The 18,764-nt window shown below is 60.1% G+C and carries 18 protein-coding genes; 10 read left to right on the forward strand and 8 right to left on the reverse strand.

The genetic code is table 11. The features are described from left to right. Nucleotides 1–15: 15 nt before the first annotated feature. On the reverse strand, nt 16–801 hold the full coding sequence (locus GOW56_RS11815) for a 23S rRNA (adenine(2030)-N(6))-methyltransferase RlmJ (protein WP_171206012.1): 786 nt from the start codon (nt 799–801) through the stop codon (nt 16–18). A gap of 155 nt (nt 802–956) precedes the next feature. Between GOW56_RS11815 and GOW56_RS11820 the strand changes: the two genes are divergently transcribed. From GOW56_RS11820 to GOW56_RS11845, 6 genes are read left to right on the forward strand one after another with little or no spacing between them, the layout of a single operon-like run. Then, a complete protein-coding gene (locus GOW56_RS11820) occupies nt 957–2,003 on the forward strand; it encodes a rod shape-determining protein (protein WP_039523195.1) in 1,047 nt (348 codons plus the stop codon). A 58-nt stretch (nt 2,004–2,061) separates the two neighbouring features. Further along, entirely contained in the window at nt 2,062–2,964 is a 903-nt protein-coding gene (gene mreC / locus GOW56_RS11825) for a rod shape-determining protein MreC (protein ID WP_170346418.1), read from the forward strand. Beyond that, nucleotides 2,957–3,493 carry a rod shape-determining protein MreD gene (locus tag GOW56_RS11830; protein ID WP_171206013.1) on the forward strand — a complete coding sequence of 179 codons (537 nt, stop codon included), beginning with the start codon at nt 2,957–2,959 and terminating at the stop codon, nt 3,491–3,493. The genes mreC and GOW56_RS11830 overlap by 8 nt, the downstream gene beginning before the upstream one ends. Next, the gene (gene mrdA / locus GOW56_RS11835; protein ID WP_171206014.1) at nt 3,490–5,439 is read left to right on the forward strand and encodes a penicillin-binding protein 2; all 1,950 of its coding nucleotides are present in this window, start codon (nt 3,490–3,492) and stop codon (nt 5,437–5,439) included. The genes GOW56_RS11830 and mrdA overlap by 4 nt, the downstream gene beginning before the upstream one ends. Next, a complete protein-coding gene (rodA, locus tag GOW56_RS11840; protein ID WP_171206015.1) occupies nt 5,436–6,575 on the forward strand; it encodes a rod shape-determining protein RodA in 1,140 nt (379 codons plus the stop codon). The genes mrdA and rodA overlap by 4 nt, the downstream gene beginning before the upstream one ends. Before the next feature lie 15 nt (nt 6,576–6,590). Beyond that, nucleotides 6,591–7,523, forward strand: a complete 933-nt coding sequence (locus GOW56_RS11845) for a glyoxylate/hydroxypyruvate reductase A (protein ID WP_171206016.1) — start codon at nt 6,591–6,593, stop codon at nt 7,521–7,523. A 2-nt stretch (nt 7,524–7,525) separates the two neighbouring features. Here the strand turns inward: GOW56_RS11845 and GOW56_RS11850 are convergent, their stop codons facing one another. The 6 genes from GOW56_RS11850 to GOW56_RS11875 all read right to left on the reverse strand — a co-directional run bounded on the left by GOW56_RS11850 (nt 7,526) and on the right by GOW56_RS11875 (nt 14,096). After that, nucleotides 7,526–9,541, reverse strand: a complete 2,016-nt coding sequence (locus tag GOW56_RS11850) for a M3 family metallopeptidase (protein WP_171206017.1) — start codon at nt 9,539–9,541, stop codon at nt 7,526–7,528. A 75-nt stretch (nt 9,542–9,616) separates the two neighbouring features. Further along, complete coding sequence (locus GOW56_RS11855) at nt 9,617–10,666, reverse strand: HesA/MoeB/ThiF family protein (RefSeq protein WP_171171086.1); 1,050 nt, start codon at nt 10,664–10,666, stop codon at nt 9,617–9,619. Next, the gene (gene dut, locus GOW56_RS11860; RefSeq protein WP_171119662.1) at nt 10,666–11,121 is read right to left on the reverse strand and encodes a dUTP diphosphatase; all 456 of its coding nucleotides are present in this window, start codon (nt 11,119–11,121) and stop codon (nt 10,666–10,668) included. Before dut ends, GOW56_RS11855 begins: the two co-directional genes overlap by 1 nt. A 15-nt stretch (nt 11,122–11,136) precedes the next feature. Then, nucleotides 11,137–12,333, reverse strand: coding sequence for a bifunctional phosphopantothenoylcysteine decarboxylase/phosphopantothenate--cysteine ligase CoaBC (gene coaBC / locus GOW56_RS11865; protein ID WP_171206018.1), 1,197 nt, complete (start codon nt 12,331–12,333; stop codon nt 11,137–11,139). Between the two features lie 63 nt (nt 12,334–12,396). After that, nucleotides 12,397–13,221, reverse strand: coding sequence for a ChaN family lipoprotein (locus tag GOW56_RS11870; protein ID WP_171206019.1), 825 nt, complete (start codon nt 13,219–13,221; stop codon nt 12,397–12,399). Then, nucleotides 13,218–14,096, reverse strand: coding sequence for an RNA polymerase factor sigma-32 (locus GOW56_RS11875; protein WP_152456879.1), 879 nt, complete (start codon nt 14,094–14,096; stop codon nt 13,218–13,220). The genes GOW56_RS11870 and GOW56_RS11875 overlap by 4 nt, the downstream gene beginning before the upstream one ends. Nucleotides 14,097–14,195: 99 nt before the next feature. Here GOW56_RS11875 and cobU point away from each other — a divergent pair, with 99 nt between their 5' ends. The 4 genes from cobU to GOW56_RS11895 are packed head-to-tail and all read left to right on the forward strand — an operon-like array spanning nt 14,196 to nt 17,794. Then, nucleotides 14,196–14,717 carry a bifunctional adenosylcobinamide kinase/adenosylcobinamide-phosphate guanylyltransferase gene (gene cobU, locus GOW56_RS11880; protein WP_171206020.1) on the forward strand — a complete coding sequence of 174 codons (522 nt, stop codon included), beginning with the start codon at nt 14,196–14,198 and terminating at the stop codon, nt 14,715–14,717. Then, nucleotides 14,714–15,292, forward strand: coding sequence for a histidine phosphatase family protein (locus GOW56_RS11885; RefSeq protein WP_171171094.1), 579 nt, complete (start codon nt 14,714–14,716; stop codon nt 15,290–15,292). The genes cobU and GOW56_RS11885 overlap by 4 nt, the downstream gene beginning before the upstream one ends. A gap of 58 nt (nt 15,293–15,350) precedes the next feature. Next, nucleotides 15,351–16,232, forward strand: a complete 882-nt coding sequence (locus tag GOW56_RS11890) for a glutathione S-transferase (RefSeq protein WP_171206021.1) — start codon at nt 15,351–15,353, stop codon at nt 16,230–16,232. Between the two features lie 47 nt (nt 16,233–16,279). After that, nucleotides 16,280–17,794, forward strand: coding sequence for a YifB family Mg chelatase-like AAA ATPase (locus GOW56_RS11895; protein WP_171206022.1), 1,515 nt, complete (start codon nt 16,280–16,282; stop codon nt 17,792–17,794). Here the strand turns inward: GOW56_RS11895 and gshB are convergent. Then, complete coding sequence (gshB, locus tag GOW56_RS11900; protein WP_171206023.1) at nt 17,791–18,723, reverse strand: glutathione synthase; 933 nt, start codon at nt 18,721–18,723, stop codon at nt 17,791–17,793. The two genes, GOW56_RS11895 and gshB, sit on opposite strands and share 4 nt — an antisense overlap. Nucleotides 18,724–18,764: the final 41 nt, after the last annotated feature.

Below are 18,764 nucleotides of genomic sequence, written 5' to 3' on the forward strand. Positions count from 1 at the left end.
TTCTGGTGGCTGACCTCAGAGGCTTGCAAATAGCTGCGACAGGCGTGTCGTTTCTTCCTCGATGCCGAATGGTGCGTTCAGAATGAACATCCCTGATCCCACCATCCGATGCCCTTCGCGCACCGGTGGAAATGTCACCTCATGACAAATGGCCTTGGGGAAGTTTTGCGCTTCAAGCGTCGCGATCATCCGGGCGTGGCGTTTGTCCGTCAGAACCGGGTACCACAGCGCGATCACCCCGACATTCCATTTCCGGTGCAGTTTGGCAATCACTCCGGGCAGTCGATCGTAATCGGTCTTCATCTCATAGCTTGGGTCAATCAGCAAAAGCCCCCTTCGCGGCGTCGGAGGCATCAGGGATTGCACCAGTTCAAACCCGTCCTGCCGATACACCTTCGCCCCGAACGGTGACATTGCCAAAGACAGCGCGGCATGTTCCTGGGGGTGCAGCTCGGCAAAATGCAGACTGTCCTGATCCCTCAACAGATGTGCTGCAATCATCGGCGATCCCGGATAGGCCGCGTCGCCGTGCCGGGCCTGTATGTTTTTCAGAACCCGCGCCATCGGATGTCCGGGGCCGAACCACCCTTCTCGTTTCGCGCGCTCGATTCCCGCCGCCGCCTCGCCCGTCCGCATGGATTCGTCCGCGTCCAACTGGTACAGCCCCCGTCCAGAATGCGTTTCGACATAGCTGAGCGGCTTGTCCTTCTGCGTCAAATAATTCAGCACCCAGGCCAGCAATGCGTGCTTTTGGACATCAGCCAGATTCCCGGCGTGGTAAATGTGTTGATAAGAGAGCATTTTGCCTTCTAAAGTCCCATTCAATAAGGCGGAAAGGTGCTGATTGTCGCGGAATCAGCCCTTTTACCGGGCGTGATGGCACCCTATAAGTCATCCGTCCCGGAACCGTCGAGTCGCGGGCAGTAGAAAAACCGACATACAGGATCAGGGGAAACATGGGGATCTTTGGCAATCTGGGCGGCCTGTTCACAGCGGACATGGCCATCGACCTTGGAACGGCGAACACGCTGGTTTACGTCAAGGGGCGCGGTGTCATCCTGTCTGAGCCTTCGGTCGTAGCCTATCACGTCAAGGACGGCGTGAAGAAAGTTCTGGCTGTCGGCGAAGATGCCAAGCTGATGCTGGGCCGGACGCCCGGTTCTATCGAAGCCATCCGCCCCATGCGCGAAGGTGTGATTGCTGACTTCGATACAGCCGAAGAAATGATCAAGCACTTCATCCGCAAGGTTCACAAGCGTTCGACTTTCTCGAAGCCCAAGATCATCGTCTGCGTCCCCCATGGCGCGACACCCGTTGAAAAGCGGGCGATCCGTCAGTCGGTTCTGTCCGCTGGTGCCCGCCGCGCCGGCCTGATCGCCGAACCGATCGCCGCCGCCATCGGCGCGGGCATGCCGATCACCGACCCGACCGGCAACATGGTCGTCGACATCGGTGGTGGTACAACCGAAGTGGCGGTTCTGTCGCTGGGCGACATCGTCTATGCCCGCTCGGTCCGCGTGGGTGGCGACCGCATGGATGAAGCCATCATCTCGTACCTGCGTCGCCAGCAGAACCTGCTGGTCGGTGAATCCACCGCCGAGCGGATCAAGACCACCATCGGCACGGCGCGGATGCCTGATGATGGACGCGGCCAGTCGATGCATATTCGGGGTCGTGACCTGTTGAACGGCGTACCCAAGGAAATCGAGATCAGCCAGGCCCAGGTCGCCGAGGCACTGTCGGAACCCGTCCAGCAGATCTGCGAAGCGGTGATGACTGCGCTGGAAACCACTCCACCCGATCTGGCCGCCGATATCGTGGATCGGGGCGTGATGTTGACCGGCGGTGGCGCGCTTCTGGGTGATCTGGATCTGGCCCTGCGCGAACAGACCGGCCTGGCCGTGTCGATTGCCGACGAAAGCCTGAATTGTGTGGCTTTGGGCACCGGCAAGGCGCTAGAATACGAAAAACAGCTGCGCCACGCGATTGACTACGAAAGCTGAGGCGCGCACCTTTTAGGGGCAGTCTGAATTCGGCACGAGCAGCACGGGAAGGTAACCTGTGGCAAAAGACCGATCACAGCGCGATGACTACACGACCCCTCTGCGCCGCTTGTTGCTGGGGATCGTCATCCTGTGCTTGCTGGGCATCTTTCTGGTCTGGCGGATCGACAGCCCGCGCGTCGAGCGGTTCCGCGCGCAGGTGGTGGACGCGGTCGTACCGTCGATGGATTGGGCCATGGTGCCCGTGACCGCCGCTGTGAACCTTGTGCGCGATTTCCAAAGCTACCAGCGTCTGAGCGAGCAAAACCGCGAGCTGCGCAGCGAACTGCGCCTGATGCGTGCCTGGAAAGAGGCCGCACTGCAATTGGAGCAGGAAAATGCGCGGCTGTTGGATCTGAACAATGTCCGCCTCGACCCGCGCCTGACATACATCACGGGTGTTGTGATGGCCGACAGCGGATCACCCTTCCGGCAGTCCGTCCTGTTGAATGTGGGGGAACGCGACGGGATCGTTGATGGCTGGGCCACGATGGATGGCATCGGGCTGGTTGGCCGAATTTCCGGCGTCGGACCAGATACGGCTCGGGTGATCCTGGTGACGGACGCCACCAGCGCCATTCCGGCAACGATTCAGCCTTCTGGCCAGACCGCGTTGATCAAAGGAGACAATACTCCGGCCCCAGTGGTCGAGTTCCTGGAAAACCGAGAGCTGGTCCGCCCCGGTGATCGGGTGATCACATCCGGCGACGGTGGCGTTTTTCCGGCAGGCCTTTTGATCGGCCAGATCGCCGCGGATCCGGGCGGCCGTTTGCGCGTTCGCCTTTCAGCGGATTTTGAACGGCTCGAGTTTCTTCGCGTTCTGCGCTTCCATTCGCCCCCGCCAATTCAGGATCCGGGTGGGATCGTCGGGCCAACTCGGCCCGAAACTGCGCTTGTACCGGATGAGGTCAGCGATGGATAGGCCCGCCTCATACAACTGGGCAATGCGCGGCCTTTACGTTGCGCTGGCCTTTGTCGTGCTGTTTCTGCATTTGCTGCCGCTTGATGCGCAACCGGATCGCTGGCCTTTTCCTGATGTATTGATTGCGCTGACCTTTGCCTGGGTATTGCGGCGCCCCGATTATGTGCCCACTCTGTTGGTCGCGTTTGTCATGCTGATGGCGGATCTGTTGCTGCAACGCCCGCCCGGCCTTCTGGCTGCGCTGGTGGTGTTTGGCACAGCCTATCTGCGCTCTGCCGCTCCGGGTATGAAGGACACCGGATTTGTCGGAGAATGGATGTCTGTCGGTGTGGTGATTTCCATGGTCTTTTTGACGAATAGAGTCGTTTTGTCGATCTTGTCTGTGCAGCAGGCCGCTTTGTGGCCAGTCGTGATGCAACTTGTGCTGACAATCGCCTTCTACCCGTTCATCGTGCTGTTGAGCCAAAGCGTATTTGGCGTCCACCGTCTGTCTGCTGCGGATGCCGGAGCCGTAGGGGGCGGAGCATGAAACAACGCAAGCCTAAGTCGCAGGGCCTTGCCTATAAACGGCTGCCACGCCGGGCGCTGCTGCTGGGCGGTTTGCAGGCGGCTTTTATCGGCGGGCTGGCCGCACGGATGCGTTTCATGCAGGTGGATCAGGCCGACGAATACCGCCTGCTGGCCGAAGAAAACCGCATCAACATTCGACTCATCCCGCCAACCCGTGGACGTATCTATGACCGCAATGGTCAGATCATCGGTCAGAACTCACCATCCTATCGAATCGTCATCGTGCGTGAGGATGCGGGAGACGTCGACAAGGTGATTGCCAAATTGTCGGAACTCATCCCGCTGAACGATGATGAGATCCAACGCGCCCGGACCGAAATGCGCCGATCAGCGCCGTTCCTGCCGGTGACTCTGGCGGATCAGGTCACTTGGGAAGACATCTCGAAAGTGGCGGTCAATGCCCCGGCCCTGCCGGGTGTGACGCCCGAGGTCGGCCTGACACGGCAATACCCACGCTATGAGGATTTCGCCCATATCGTCGGCTATGTCGGCCCGGTCAGCGACTACGATCTCAGCAAACTCGAAGACCCCGAGCCGGTTTTGCGAATTCCCAGGTTTCAGATTGGCAAGGTCGGGTTGGAAGCCAAGCAGGAAATTGCCTTGCGTGGCAAAGCCGGCGCAAAGCGTGTCGAAGTCAACGCCACAGGGCGCGTAATGCGCGAGCTGGACCGGCAGGAAGGTCAGCCGGGTGCGGACTTGCAATTGGCGATCGATGCCGACCTGCAACAATATGCGCAAGCGCGGCTGGCAGGTGAAAGCGCGGCTGCAATTGTTCTGGATTGCGAAACCGGGGACCTGCGCGCTGTCAGCTCTACACCCAGTTTCGATCCTAATCTGTTTGTGCGCGGTATCTCGGTCGCGGATTATCGGGCTTTGACGGGGGACAAGTATCGCCCTCTGGCCAACAAGTCCGTACAAGGCACTTATCCTCCGGGGTCGACGTTCAAGATGGTCACCGCATTGGCCGCGCTGGAGGCCGGCGTAATAGGCCCTGGAAACACAGTGTATTGCCCCGGACATCTGAAGGTCGGCAGCCGCAGGTTCCACTGCTGGAAGCGCGGTGGGCATGGTACGGTCGATCTGAACCTGTCGCTTAAACGCAGCTGCGACGTCTATTACTACGACGTGGCTTTGCGGGTCGGGATCGACAAGATATCCGAAATGGCCCGTACATTGGGGCTGGGCGTCAAGCACGATATTCCGATGTCGGCGGTTGCCGCTGGACTTGCCCCCAATCAGGAATGGAAGCAGCGGACACACGGTCAGGATTGGCTGGTGGGCGACACGGCCAACGCGTCCATCGGGCAAGGGTTCATGCTGGCATCACCGCTTCAACTGGCCGTCATGACGGCTCGTATAGCCACCGGCCGATCGGTGACACCGCGCCTTGTACGATCGATCGACGGTGTCGAGCAGCCTTCGGGCGCAGGGGAACCGCTGGACATCAACGCCTACAATCTGGAACAGGTGCGCAAGGCCATGTACTCGGTCTCGAATGATCGGCGGGGGACGGCCTATCGCAGTCGCATCATCGCAGACGAGTTCCGCATGGCCGGCAAAACCGGCACCAGCCAGGTCCGCAACATCACTAAGGCCGAGCGTGCCGCCGGCGTTATACGCAACGAAGACCTGCCATGGGAACGTCGCGACCACGCCTTGTTCGTCTGCTTCGCGCCCTATGACAATCCGAAATACGCGGTTGCCGTGGTCGTTGAACATGGCGGCGGCGGGTCCAAGGCGGCGGCACCGGTCGCCCGCGATATCATGCTTCAGGCGCTCTATAACGGTACTCCGCCGCTTGAAGCATATCCGGTTGCCGACCGCGAGCGCATCAAGGAACAGCAAAAACGGCTCGAGGGCGACCGTCGCCCCAAAGCGCGTCCCGATGGAAAGGACCGCGCATGAGCTATCTTGAATATGCCGTGAAATCCACGCCGTCGGGGTTTCGGAAATTCCTGTACATGAACTGGCCGCTGACCCTGTTGCTGATCAGCACGGCCAGCGCAGGGTTCCTGATGCTGTATTCGGTTGCAGGCGGGTCGTGGACACCCTGGGCAGAACCGCAGATGGAGCGGTTTGGGCTTGGCCTGATCGCGATGTTCATCATTGCTTTGGTTCCGATCTGGTTCTGGCGCAACATGTCCGTGCTGGCCTATCTCGGGTCGGTTGCGTTGCTGGTCTTCGTGGAATTGTTCGGCACCATCGGCATGGGTGCGCAGCGTTGGATCGACCTTGGGTTCATGCGCCTGCAACCCTCAGAAGTCATGAAGGTGGCCCTGGTCATGGTTCTGGCGGCATATTACGACTGGCTGCCATCGCACAAGACGTCGCGCCCTCTGTGGGTCTTTATTCCCGTGGCCCTGATTGTCCTACCAACCCTGCTGGTTCTGAAGCAGCCGGATCTCGGCACGTCGATCCTGCTGTTGGCTGCCGGTGGCGGGCTGATGTTTCTTGCGGGTGTCCACTGGGCTTACTTTGCAGCCGTCATTGCCGCCGTCGTGGGCCTGATCGCCGCCGTGTTCAACAGTCGCGGGACCGAATGGCAGTTGCTCAAGGATTATCAGTTCCGCCGGATCGACACGTTTCTTGACCCTTCTACCGATCCTTTGGGTGCCGGATATCACATCACGCAATCCAAGATCGCCCTTGGTTCCGGCGGCTGGAACGGGCGCGGTTTCATGCAGGGTACGCAATCCCGGCTGAACTTCCTGCCCGAGAAACACACCGATTTCATCTTCACCACCCTCGCAGAGGAGTTCGGGTTTGTCGGTGGCATCACGCTCTTGATTCTCTATGCCCTGATCCTTGTGTTCTGCATGGCGACCGCACTGGCCACCAAGGATCGGTTCTCGTCACTGGTTACTCTGGGCATCGCGCTGAACTTCTTCTTGTTCTTTGCCGTCAACATGTCGATGGTGATGGGCATGGCACCGGTTGTGGGCGTCCCTCTGCCAATGGTCAGCTATGGCGGATCGGCCATGCTGGTGCTGATGGCCGCGTTCGGCATCGTCCAAAGCGCTCATATCCATCGTCCCCGCTGATCTGAAAGGCCCCCGATGCCCGTAAACGTTCTGTTTTCCGCGCGCCCTGCCCTGTGGCCCGTCTATGAACCGCTGCTCACTCGATACCTTGCGGAAACTGGCGTTGAGGCGCGGCTCGGTACGGAATTTGACCCGGATCAGGTCGATTACGTTGTCTACGCTCCAAATGGCGGGTTACTGGATTTTTCGCCCTTTACACGCCTGAAGGCGGTTCTGAGCCTCTGGGCCGGGGTTGAAAAGATCGCGGACAATGACACGCTGACCGTCCCCTTGGCGCGAATGGTGGATCACGGGCTGACGCAGGGTATGACCGAATGGGTGGTGGGCCATGTGCTGCGCTATCATCTGGGAATGGATCGCCACATCACCATCCAGGATGGCGTCTGGGCCCCGGATGCCCCACCTTTGGCGCAAGAGCGCAAAGTGTGCATTCTGGGCCTCGGCGCGTTGGGCGAAGCCGCGGCCCGCGCCCTGGCCTCGCTGAATTTCACGGTCACAGGCTGGAGCCGCACCGCCAAGGACATCCCCGGCGTAAATTGCCTGCATGGTCCTGACGGTCTACGTGACGCGCTTTCCCAGGCCGAGATACTGGTTCTGCTGCTGCCTGACACCGCTGCCACCGAAAACGCGTTGAATGCTGAAACGCTGGCCCTGCTGCCCAAGGGCGCGCGGATCATCAACCCGGGTCGCGGACCTCTGATCGATGACGATGCGCTGCTGGATGCCTTGAACGCGGGTCAGGTCGGTCACGCGACGCTGGATGTGTTCCGGGTCGAGCCCCTGCCCCCCGATCATCCGTATTGGGCACATCCGAACGTGACGGTGACCCCTCATATCGCGTCCGAGACCCGCCCGGCCACAGCCGCGCAGGTCATTTGCGAAAACATCCGGCGCGGCGAAGCCGGAGAGCCCTTCGTGCACCTGGTGGATCGCGCTTTGGGCTACTGATTTCAGGCCGCGATCAGACCGCGGCCTTTCAACAGGGCGTCAACCCCCGGCAATCTTCCCCGGAACGCCAGATACAGGTCTTCTGCCTCGCGCGAACCGCCAGTGGACAGTATGTTGTCCTCCAACGCTTTGGCGCGTTCGGGGTCAAAGGCACCTCCCGCCTCTTCAAAGGCGGCAAAGGCGTCGGCATCCATCACTTCGGACCACATATAGCTGTAATACCCCGAGCTGTAGCCATCGCCTGCGAAGACATGCGCGAAATGCGGAGTAGCGTGGCGCATTCCAATGGCCTTCGGCATCCCCAACCCGGCCAAAACTTCTGACTGTTTCGCCATCGGATCTGTCGGCGCCTCGCCATCGTGGAAGGCCAGATCAACAAGGGCCGAGGCGACATATTCCACCGTCTGGAATCCCTGATCGAAATTGGCCGCCTTAAGCACCTTTTGCAGCATTTCCTGCGGCATCGGCTCGCCCGTTTCCGCATGGGTCGCAAACTCGGCAAGAACCTCGGGCACTTCCAGCCAGTGTTCGTAAAGCTGGCTGGGCAATTCTACGAAATCGCGCGCCACAGACGTGCCCGAGATGCTTTCATATGTCACGTTGGACAGCATCTGGTGCAGGGCATGGCCGAATTCATGAAACAGAGTCCGCGCGTCATCATAGGACAGCAGGGCGGGATCCCCCTTGGCAAAGTTGCAGACATTGATGACAACCGGTGTCTGCTTCTTTGGGAATTTGGCCTGCGCCCTCATCGCGCTGCACCAGGCACCTGACCGCTTGGACCCTCGTGCAAAGTAGTCTCCGATAAATACGGCAACATGCTGCCCGTCGCGGGTAACGTCCCAAGCCCGGCAATCCGGGTGATAGAGGGGTACGTCCAACGGTTTGAATTCCAGCCCGAAAAGCCGGTTGGCGCAGGCAAACGAAGCCTCGATCATACGATCCAGTTGCAGATAGGGTTTCAACGCGGCCTCATCCAGATCATGTTCCGCCTTGCGCCGCTTTTCAGCATAGTACCGCCAATCCCAGGCTTCCAGCGGGCCGTTGATGCCGTCTTCCTGCATCATCTGCGTCAGAACATCCGCGTCGGTGTCGGCGCGGGACTTGGCCGGTTCCCAAACCTGCATCAACAGTTCACGCACCCGATCCGGCGTGCGCGCCATCTCGGTTTCCAGCTTGTAGTCGGCGAACGTGTCATAGCCCAGAAGCTTGGCACGCTCTTCGCGCAAGGCCAGGATCTCGGCCGCGATATCTCGGTTGTCTGTCTCGCCCCCATTGGCACCGCGTGCGGCCCAGGCGCGATAGGCTTTTTCACGCAGGTCCCGGCGGGGCGAGAATTGCAGAAACGGCACGATCAGCGACCGTGACAAGGTGACCACCGGCCCCTTGGCTTTCTTCTCCTGCCCCGCGGCACGCGCCGCGTCCACGACGAAATCCGGCAGGCCGTTCAGATCTTCTTCGGTCAGATCCATGTACCAGTCCCGCTCATCCGCCAGCAAGTTCTGGGTAAACGACGTGCCCAGCGACGCGAGGCGCGACTTGATCTCTTGCATGCGGGCGTCTTCGTCCCCTTCCAAAGCCGCGCCGGCACGCACAAAGCCCCGGTGGGTCAGCATCAGCACACGCGCCTGCTCCTCGGTCAGGTCAAGATCATCGCGCCGTGCCCATAGGTCGGCCACACGTTTGAACAGCGACTTGTTGGAAGAAATGCCCGAAAAATGCGCCGAAAGCCTGGGGGAAAACGCGCGTTGCAGTTCTTCCCGCTTGGGGTTGCTGTCCGCGCCCGCAATCGTGAAGAAGACCGACAGAACCTTGTCCAGTTGCCCGCCCGCAGCCTCGAGCGCCTCGATCGTGTTGGCGAATGTGGGGGTATCCGGATTTGCCGCTATCGCGTCAATCTCGGCGTTATGCTCTTTCATCGCCTGCTCCAGTGCCGGCGAGAAATCATCATCCGAGATATCGGAAAAAGGGGCGATTTCAAACGGTGTGGTCCAGTTGGACAGGATCGGGTTGGTCATGCGGATCTCCTTTGATCCCATAGCTATGTCGCCATGGCCGGGTGTTCCAGAACACCCATCCCATGTGAAGAAAGGTTAATCGTTTCTCATGCCACAAACGGGGCAATCGTCCCGGCGGGTCAGAACAATCTTTCGGCTTTCGCCGTACAGCGCGTCATAGATCAGCATCTCGCCGCGCAGCGCCACGCCGGCGCCCGTTATCACCTTGATCGCCTCGACCGCCATCATCGATCCGACGACGCCCGGCAGCGGGCCGATCACGCCGGCCTCGGAACAGGACGGGGCCAGACCGGGGGCCGGGGCCTCTGGGAAGATGCACTGATAGCAGGGGCTGCCATTGGCCGGGTCAAACACACTCAGCTGACCTTCCCACTGCGACAAAGCCCCCGAGATCAGCGGTTTGCCCAGCGCGACGGCGGTTCGGTTTGCCAGATACCGGGTCTCAAAATTGTCGGTTCCGTCAAGAATCAGATCGAAGTCTGCAAACAGGTCGGTGGCGATTTCCTCGCTCAAGCGGCGGTGATAGGGCAGAACAACGACGTTCGGGTTTTGCGCCTCCATCGCCTGCTGCGCCGAAAAGACCTTGGGCATTCCAATATCCGCGTCCCGGTGAATGACCTGTCGTTGCAGGTTGGCATTCTCGACAACGTCATCGTCGATGATCCCGATCGTGCCGACACCCGCAGCCGCCAGATATTGCAGCGCAGGTGCACCCAGACCACCTGCTCCGATCACCAGTACGCGGGCTTTTTTAAGTTTTTTCTGACCGGGCCCACCCAGTTCGCGCAAAACGATATGGCGGGCATAGCGGTCCAGCTCGGCCTCGGTAAATCGGTCCGAGGGCATGTCGGGCTCCGGTTCCGAAGTTGAAACTGCGCGGTTACGCAAGGCTTTGAGTATTCTGCCATACAGCAAAGCCAGCGCCGCGAAACCCACGAGGATCAGCCAAAGCGCCGCAGACCCACCCGTTGCTTCGCGAAGAGGGTGCCCATCCGGCAAGATCAGATGGGACAGTATGACGCCGGCCAGCAACATACTCACGGAAACCACCCGCGCTTTTTTCGACGTGCCGGCGATATAACCGACACCCCAAAGCCCAGCAGCCAGGATGAAAACCAACAGCATCAGCCGCGCCCGGTCGAGCCGAAACCGCCAGCCCCGCGATCGGTTTCGCCCAGAGCCTGAGCCAGTTCAAACGTTGCCTGCACTACCGGCGCGACCACAAGCTGCGCGATACGATCTCCGTGGGCGATCTCGAACCGTTCCTGTCCCGCATTCATCACGATCACGCCCAAAGGCCCACGATAGTCGCTGTCGATAGTGCCCGGCGTGTTGGGCAGTGTAATCCCATGCTTCAACGCAAGGCCCGAGCGGGGCCGAACCTGCACCTCATACCCTTGTGGGATTTCAATGCGCAGGCCGGTCGGCACCAGCGCCCGCTGACCGGGGTCCAGCGTAATCGGCGCGCCGCCGGGCAGATTGGCACGCACGTCCGCGCCGGCCGCCCCCGAGGTTTCGTAAGAGGGAAGCGCCACGGCGGGGTCTGCCCCGTCTTCGCGGATCACCCGGATTGCAACCATGCCCTTGCCTTTCCTTCAGCCTGCCAACGCGTCCGCGATTTTCGCCGCCAGACGCCGGGCAACTTCGTCTTTACCCATACGGGGCCATTCCTCGGCCCCGTTGTCCGAAATCAGGGTGACCGCATTTTCCGACCCGCCCATAATGCCTGTTGCAGGGCTGACATCGTTTGCGACGATCCAGTCGCAGCCTTTGCGCAGACGCTTGGCCGTGGCGTGTTCAATCACATTGTCCGTCTCGGCCGCAAAGCCGACAACCAACGGCGGACGGTTCGCGCCCATCCCGGAAACACGTTTCAGAATGTCCGGGTTTTCGGCGAATTCCAGTACCGGCAGGCCATCGCGACTTTTCTTCAGCTTCTTGTCCGACGCGCTGGCGACACGCCAGTCCGCGACCGCAGCCGCGAATATTCCGGCATCGACGGGCAGAACTGCATCAACTGCATCAGACATCTGTTGCGCGGTTTCGACAGGTACGACCCGCACACCCACCGGGGGCGGCACGTCTGCCGGGCCGGTCACAAAGGTCACCTCGGCCCCCAATTCCGCCAGCGCCCGGGCCACGGCGGCACCTTGGGCCCCGGACGAACGGTTGGCTATGTACCGGACCGGATCTATCGGCTCATGCGTCGGGCCGGACGTCACCAGCACCCGCCTGCCCGCCAAGGGCCCCGCAGACAACCGAGCCTCAACCGCCGTGACAATTTCCAGCGGCTCTGACATGCGCCCCGGACCGTATTCGCCACAGGCCATGTCGCCTTCGTTCGGGCCCACAAAGCGCACGCCATCCGCTTGCAGCTGCTTCAGGTTTCGCTGTGTTGCCGGGTGGGTCCACATGCGCACATTCATCGCGGGCGCACACAGAACGGGTGTGTCCGTGGCCATAAGAAGGGTCGAGGCCAGATCGTTGGCCAGCCCTGCGGCCATCTTGCCCATCAGATCCGCCGTTGCGGGGGCCACAACGATCAGATCCGCAGAGCGCGACAGTTGAATATGCCCCATCTCGGCCTCATCAGTGAGGTCAAACAGATCGCGATAGCCTTTTTCACCTGCCAGAGCCGAAACGGACAGCGGTGTCACAAACTCTTCCGCAGCGCGCGTCAATACAGGGGTTACGTCCGCGCCACGCTCGCGCAATCTGCGGATCAGGTCCAGCGATTTGTAGGCCGCGATTCCGCCACCGATAATCAGCAGAATGCGTTTGGATGACAGCATGTTCAGCCCTTCCCGTCCCGGTCGGCCCCGACATTAGGCAAGGCCCGCAGGTAGTTCCAGCGATTAATTCTGAACCTGAAATGCCGCACAGGGGTCTTCGCGCTCGGCCGTAGGGCTATCAATCACGATATCGAATTCTCCGTCGATCACTCCATCCTCGGATTGTCCGACGGCCACGACTTTCCAACCAGGTCTGAGGCGCGCAAGATAGGTCGGTATGCCCCGATCTTTTCGCGCATGACCATTTCCGGTGATCACGGCAACCGGACCCCCGGTTTCGTCCATCGCACGGACCACGGCACGGGCCAGCACAGCATCGCGCAATCGTTGGATCGCTACCATCTGGGGCAACATTTCAGCCGGAAGCGCATCGCAATGCGCCGCCAACTGGTCGGCTTCGCGCGCGGCCTGTTCTTCAGGCGATAGAGGCACCGTCAGACCATAACGCGCCGCGTCTGCACCCAACGCCGTGGCGGCACCGCGTTCCATCGCGGCACGCGCAGCAGCACGCGGAACCATGGCCCCGTAAACCGGCGCGCCCGACGCTTCGAACACCGGATAATACATGCTGAGCGGCGGCCAGCCACTTTCAGCCCATTCCAGAATACGGCTCAGTTCTTCTGGGTTGGACACAGCTTTCTGAGCGAGCCTCTGCGCGCCCTCTTCCGTGACCATTTCCCAGACGACGGCCGAGGGTGAAACAGCTTCAAGCGCCTCGGCCTGCACCAGATGATGCGTCGGGTTGTCGTGAACTTCCCCCAATATCACGACATCGGCGACCCGCATCGCGGACATGGCATCAGCGGGAACAAGTCTATCTGCCAGCCCCGGTCGCGCTGCCGCAACCGTAAGACCCAGAAGGCACACAAGAATCGCAAACTGTTTCATGCGATGAAGTGTTGCACCTCGCGCGACTGGGCTTCAAGGTTCTTGCGCATTTTCGCGAAGGCTGCGGCCTCAAGCTGTCGTACACGTTCCTTGGACAGGCCCAGCTCGGTTCCCAGGCTTTCCAGGGTTCGCGCGGGGTCTCGCAGCTTGCGCTCGCGCACAATGAAACGCTCGCGATCATTCAAGGCATTCATCGCCGTCAACAGCCACTTGCGCAATTGTTCGGTATCATGGCTGTGTTCAACTGCTTCGGCTGCCTGCTCGCGGTCATCTTCCAGAGCATCGATCCACTCGCGCCCATCCTCATCAGCGGATTGCACCGCATTCAGCGAAAAATCAGAGCCGGACAGACGACCTTCCATCATCTCGACGTCGCGCAGCGGCACACCGATTTCCGTGGCGATCATCTGATGCAACTGATGACGGTCCAGTTCCTGACCTTCAGTGGCGGCTTCACGTTCCAGCCGGGCCTGAACTCGCCGCATGTTGAAGAACAGCGACTTCTGAGATGAGGTTGACCCGGTCCGAACCATGGACCAGTTCCGCATCACATAGTCCTGAATGCTTGCCTTGATCCACCATACGGCATAGGTCGAAAACCGCACGCCGCGATCTGGATCGAACTTGTCTGCGGCCTTCATCAGGCCAAGGCCTGCTTCCTGAATGAGATCATTCATCGGCGCGCCATAGCGCTTGAACTTGGCCGCCATCGAAATCGCCAAACGCATATAGGCGGTGATCAGACGGTGCAACGCCTGTTCATCACGCTCGTCACGCCAGGCATAAGCCAGTTTCAGTTCGGTTTCCGCATCCAGCAGCTCGGCCTTCATTGCTTGCCGGGACATCGAAAAGTCCGTCGCATTATCCAGTGCCATAAACCTCTCCCCTGTTTGCAGGTACTGGTCAGACTTGCTTTGCCGACCTATGACCATTACGCAAAACAGCACCAAACGGATCAACTATAGGTAAGTACTGTGTCGCCGGATTTAACCTTGGTTCTGGGCGGGGCCGCGTCAGGCAAGTCGGTTTTCGCCGAAGAACTGGTTGTTTCTCAGGGGAAAAGCCGAGTTTACCTTGCGACATCACAAGTGTTTGATGACGAGATGCGCCAGAAGATTGAGCGCCATCTTGAACAACGCGGCGACGGGTGGACTACGGTTGAAGAACCCTTCGATCCGGGGCCGGTTCTGGCCACGTTGTCGCCCGATCAGATTTGCCTGATTGACTGCGCCACCATGTGGCTGAGCAACCACCTGTTGACGGATACCGATCTGGAAGCGGCACAAACCGCCCTGCTTGACGCCCTTCGTGCATGCCCCGCGCAAATCGTGATGGTCTCGAACGAAGTTGGCCACGGTATTGTCCCGGACAACGACCTGGCCCGGCGGTTTCGCGAAGCCCAGGGGCGGTTGAATATAGCACTTGCAGCGCAGGCCGATCTGGTGGTGCAGATCACCGCCGGATTGCCCTTGGTTCTGAAAGGGCAATTGCCGTGACGCGCCTTCACCTTGTTCGACACGGGCCGACGCACGCGAAAACCATGGTCGGCTGGTCCGACCTGCCCGCCGACCTGAGTGATACAGCCGCACTGAAACGTCTGAACGACCATTTGCCGCCCGAGGCGCTTGTGATCTCGTCCGATCTGTCACGGGCAGTTGAAACCGCCACGGCCATACAAGGCCAACGTCAACGTCTTCCTCATCATCCGGGCTTGCGGGAAATCCATTTTGGTCACTGGGAGTTGCGCGGATTTGCCGAAATCGAAGCCGAAGACCCGGAACTGGCCTTTGCATATTGGGACAACCCCGGCGATGTCCGCCCGCCGCAGGGTGAAAGCTGGAACGACGTCCGCAATCGGGTCGACGCGGCGATCGACACGCTTGTTTCAGCACATTCAGGCGGCGATCTGGTCATCGTTGCGCATTTCGGCGTTATCCTAACTCAGGTGCAGCGCGCCCTTGATCTGGACGGACAACAGACTTTTTCACACCGAATCGACAACTTGTCGGTGACGGATATCCTGATCGACGCAGACAGGTGGTCCGTCGGTACAATCAATCACCTTCCGTGAACAGACCCCGCACAAATCACTGTTTTACCGAACTGCGAACCTGCGGCATCGTCTGCGCATGACATATGATTTGTATATCGGCGACCGCCTCTTCTCCAGCTGGTCAATGCGTGGCTGGTTGATGCTTGAGAAATTCAACCTGCCCTACAGAAGCCACATGATTGGCCTGTATTCGGGCACCATGGCACAGGATATGGAGCCCTTGGCCCCAGCGCGACTTGTTCCTGCCCTGCGCTTACCGGAAGGAACTGTGGTGGGCGAAAGCCTGGCCATCGCTGAAACCCTGGCCGAGCGCCACCCTGATGCCGGGTTGTGGCCATCAGATCCCGCCGCCCGGGCAACCGCCCGCTGGCTGTGCGCCGAGATGGTGGCAGGGTTTGTTTCCTTGCGGGGTGAATGCCCGATGCAATTGCTGCACGTCTGGCAGGGTTTCGACCCATCAGATGAAACACTGGCAGATCTGGCACGCATCGAAACACTCTGGGATCATGCGCGCACAGTGTCAGGTGTGGAACAAGGCCCGTTGTTTGGCACGTATTCGCTGGCGGACGTGTTTTACACACCTGTCGCAGCGCGGATCATCGGATATGGGCTGCCAGTATCCAAGGTGAACCGGACCTATTGCCTGGACCTTTTGTCAGACCCCGCCGTCAGACAATGGCGCGCAATGGGCCTGACTGTCAGATACGACCCTTTTCCCTATCGTCAGGATTTGCCGTCCAAGCCCTGGCCGATCAGAGGGGTTTCAACCGCCAAGCCGGCCTCCGGCCCGTCAATCAACCAAGTTTGCCCGTATTCCGGCAAACCCGTTGCGGAATTTCTGGAGTTAGATGGCAAATGCTGGGGCTTCTGCAATCCATTCTGCCGCGACAAAACCGTTGCCGATCCCGACGCGTGGCCAAAATTCGCTGCATTGCGCGCAACCGTTAACGACTCTTAAACCACAATCATGGCAGCAACACCCTGTTAACCAAGAACAGGACTGCCATGGTCGCCCGCGCCCACACTGTTGCCTTTCACGGCGTCGAAGCCCGCCCGGTCGAGGTGCAATGTGCCGTATCGCCCGGCTTGCCGGCCTTTTCCATCGTTGGCCTTCCCGACAAGGCCGTGTCCGAAGCCCGCGACCGTGTCCGCAGCGCGCTGAGTGCGATGGCCATCGCTCTGCCCTCGAAACGAATTACGATCAACCTGTCTCCTGCCGATATGCCCAAGGAAGGCAGCCATTTCGACCTGCCCATCGCAGTCGCGCTGTTGTCGGCACTCGAGGTCATCCCAGCCGATGCCGCCGAAGGAACGGTCGCACTGGGAGAGTTGTCGCTTGATGGATCTCTGGTACCTGTCGTCGGCGCCCTGCCCGCCGCCATGACGGCCGCGTCCGAAGATCGCATGTTGCTGTGTCCCAAAGCCTCCAGCGCCGAAGCGGCATGGGTCGACGCCACTCAGGTTATCGGCGCGGGTTCCCTGGGCGATGTTGTCCGCCATTTCTCGGGACAGTCCCCTTTGCCCGCGGCACAACCCGGCGAGGTGAATCTGACGCCCAGCGTGCGAGATCTGCGCGACGTAAAGGGGCAGGAACGCGCCAAGCGCGCTTTGGAAATCGCAGCAGCCGGGCGTCACCATCTGATCATGATCGGCACGCCGGGGTCGGGCAAATCCATGCTGGCTGCACGGCTTCCGGGCATCTTGCCTCCGCTGACCGCAGTCGAAGCGTTGGAAACTTCGATGATCCAATCCCTGTGCGGGTTGCTGGATGAAGGCGGAATCAACCGCACGCGTCCTTTTCGGGAACCGCATCATACGGCCTCGATGGCAGCCATTGTCGGCGGGGGCAAAGGTGCCAAGCCCGGTGAAATCTCATTGGCGCATAACGGCGTGCTGTTCATGGATGAGTTTCCCGAGTTTCCGCGTACGGTTCTGGAAACCCTGCGCCAGCCAATAGAATCCGGAGAAGTCATGGTGGCGCGGGCCAACGCCCATGTGAAATACCCTTGCCGTTTCATGCTGGTGGCCGCTGCGAACCCGTGCAAATGCGGCTACCTGACGGATCCATCGCGCGCCTGCTCTCGTGCACCCGGCTGCGGCGAGGATTATCTGAACCGTATCTCGGGGCCCCTGATGGACAGGTTCGACCTGCGGATCGAAGTTCCGCCTGTGGGCTTCACCGATCTTGATCTGCCCCAATCCGGCGACAGCTCGGCGACAGTTGCCGCGCGGGTTGAAAACGCCCGCGCCGTACAGACAGAGCGGTTTCGGGGAATGCCAGAGATGCGTCAGAATTCCGACGCCGAAGGCAAAGTTCTGGAACAGATCGCAACACCCGATGCAGAAGGAAAAGCGGTTTTGCTGAAGGCCGCAGATCGGTTCGGCCTATCGGCCCGTGCCTTTCATCGCATTCTGAGGGTGGCGCGGACGATCGCCGACCTGGACGGCTCAGCCGACATCCGCAGGCCACATGTCGCAGAGGCGCTGAGCTTTCGCATCAGCGCCCGCGTGATGGCTTAGATCTTGGCTTCAATCGCCTGCCAGATCTTTTCGGCAATGTTCACGCCGTCGAACCGTTCCAGCTCTTGAATACCGGTCGGCGAGGTCACGTTGATCTCGGTGAGATAGTCGCCAATGATGTCGATCCCGACAAAAATCTGCCCTTTTTCCTTCAGCAACGGTCCGATGGCGGCACAGATCTCCAGATCACGCTCTGACAACCCGATCTTTTCCGGGCGCCCGCCCACATGCATGTTTGACCGCGTTTCGCCCGCGGCCGGCACCCGGTTGATTGCGCCAACCGGTTCACCGTCCACCAGAATCACCCGCTTGTCGCCATTGCTAACATCCGGCAGGAATTTTTGCACGATCAGAGGCTCGCGCGAGAACCCCGTGAACAGCTCGTGCAGAGAGGTCAGGTTGCGGTCATTGGCATCCAGTCGGAACACGCCCGCACCGCCGTTGCCATAAAGCGGCTTTAGGATGATATCGCCGTGCTTTTCCTTGAACGCCTTGATCGTTTTTATGTCACGGGCAATCGTTGTCGGCGGCGTCAGGTCAGGGAAATCCAAAACCAGCAGTTTTTCAGGATAGTTCCGAACCCAGAACGGGTCGTTGACCACCAGCGTTTGCCCTTTCAGTCGGTCCAGCAGATGGGTGGACGTGATGTAATGCATGTCAAAGGGTGGATCCTGACGCAGCCAGACCACGTCGAAATCGGCCAGGTCAACTTCACGTTCGGGGCTCAGAACCGCCGGATCGCCGGCGACCCGCTGCACGGTCATGTCATGGCCGCGCGCCGTGATACGACCTTCCTGATAGGCCAGCTGATCCGGCCCATAGAAAAACAACGAATGACCGCGCGCCTGCGCCTCTTCCGCCAGACGGAATGAGCTGTCGGCGTTGATGTCCACGGCCCCGATCGGGTCCATTTGAAAGGCGATTTTCATGGCGTGTCCCTCAGTTTCACGCAAGATACATGGCCCAGCAG

Origin of the sequence: Ruegeria sp. HKCCA0235A, from assembly GCF_013033235.1 — a bacterium.
Taxonomy (GTDB): Bacteria; Pseudomonadota; Alphaproteobacteria; order Rhodobacterales; family Rhodobacteraceae; genus Ruegeria.

What these genes read in the sequence shown, in the direction of transcription:
- GOW56_RS11815 (WP_171206012.1), bottom strand. Translation starts at nt 801, where the DNA reads ATGCTCTCTTATCAACACATTTACCACGCCGGGAATCTGGCTGATGTC.
- GOW56_RS11820 (WP_039523195.1), top strand. Translation starts at nt 957, where the DNA reads ATGGGGATCTTTGGCAATCTGGGCGGCCTGTTCACAGCGGACATGGCC.
- GOW56_RS11830 (WP_171206013.1), top strand. Translation starts at nt 2,957, where the DNA reads ATGGATAGGCCCGCCTCATACAACTGGGCAATGCGCGGCCTTTACGTT.
- mrdA (WP_171206014.1), top strand. Translation starts at nt 3,490, where the DNA reads ATGAAACAACGCAAGCCTAAGTCGCAGGGCCTTGCCTATAAACGGCTG.
- rodA (WP_171206015.1), top strand. Translation starts at nt 5,436, where the DNA reads ATGAGCTATCTTGAATATGCCGTGAAATCCACGCCGTCGGGGTTTCGG.
- GOW56_RS11845 (WP_171206016.1), top strand. Translation starts at nt 6,591, where the DNA reads ATGCCCGTAAACGTTCTGTTTTCCGCGCGCCCTGCCCTGTGGCCCGTC.
- GOW56_RS11850 (WP_171206017.1), bottom strand. Translation starts at nt 9,541, where the DNA reads ATGACCAACCCGATCCTGTCCAACTGGACCACACCGTTTGAAATCGCC.
- GOW56_RS11855 (WP_171171086.1), bottom strand. Translation starts at nt 10,666, where the DNA reads ATGCTGTTGGTTTTCATCCTGGCTGCTGGGCTTTGGGGTGTCGGTTAT.
- dut (WP_171119662.1), bottom strand. Translation starts at nt 11,121, where the DNA reads ATGGTTGCAATCCGGGTGATCCGCGAAGACGGGGCAGACCCCGCCGTG.
- coaBC (WP_171206018.1), bottom strand. Translation starts at nt 12,333, where the DNA reads ATGCTGTCATCCAAACGCATTCTGCTGATTATCGGTGGCGGAATCGCG.
- GOW56_RS11870 (WP_171206019.1), bottom strand. Translation starts at nt 13,221, where the DNA reads ATGAAACAGTTTGCGATTCTTGTGTGCCTTCTGGGTCTTACGGTTGCG.
- GOW56_RS11875 (WP_152456879.1), bottom strand. Translation starts at nt 14,096, where the DNA reads ATGGCACTGGATAATGCGACGGACTTTTCGATGTCCCGGCAAGCAATG.
- GOW56_RS11890 (WP_171206021.1), top strand. Translation starts at nt 15,351, where the DNA reads ATGACATATGATTTGTATATCGGCGACCGCCTCTTCTCCAGCTGGTCA.
- GOW56_RS11895 (WP_171206022.1), top strand. Translation starts at nt 16,280, where the DNA reads ATGGTCGCCCGCGCCCACACTGTTGCCTTTCACGGCGTCGAAGCCCGC.
- gshB (WP_171206023.1), bottom strand. Translation starts at nt 18,723, where the DNA reads ATGAAAATCGCCTTTCAAATGGACCCGATCGGGGCCGTGGACATCAAC.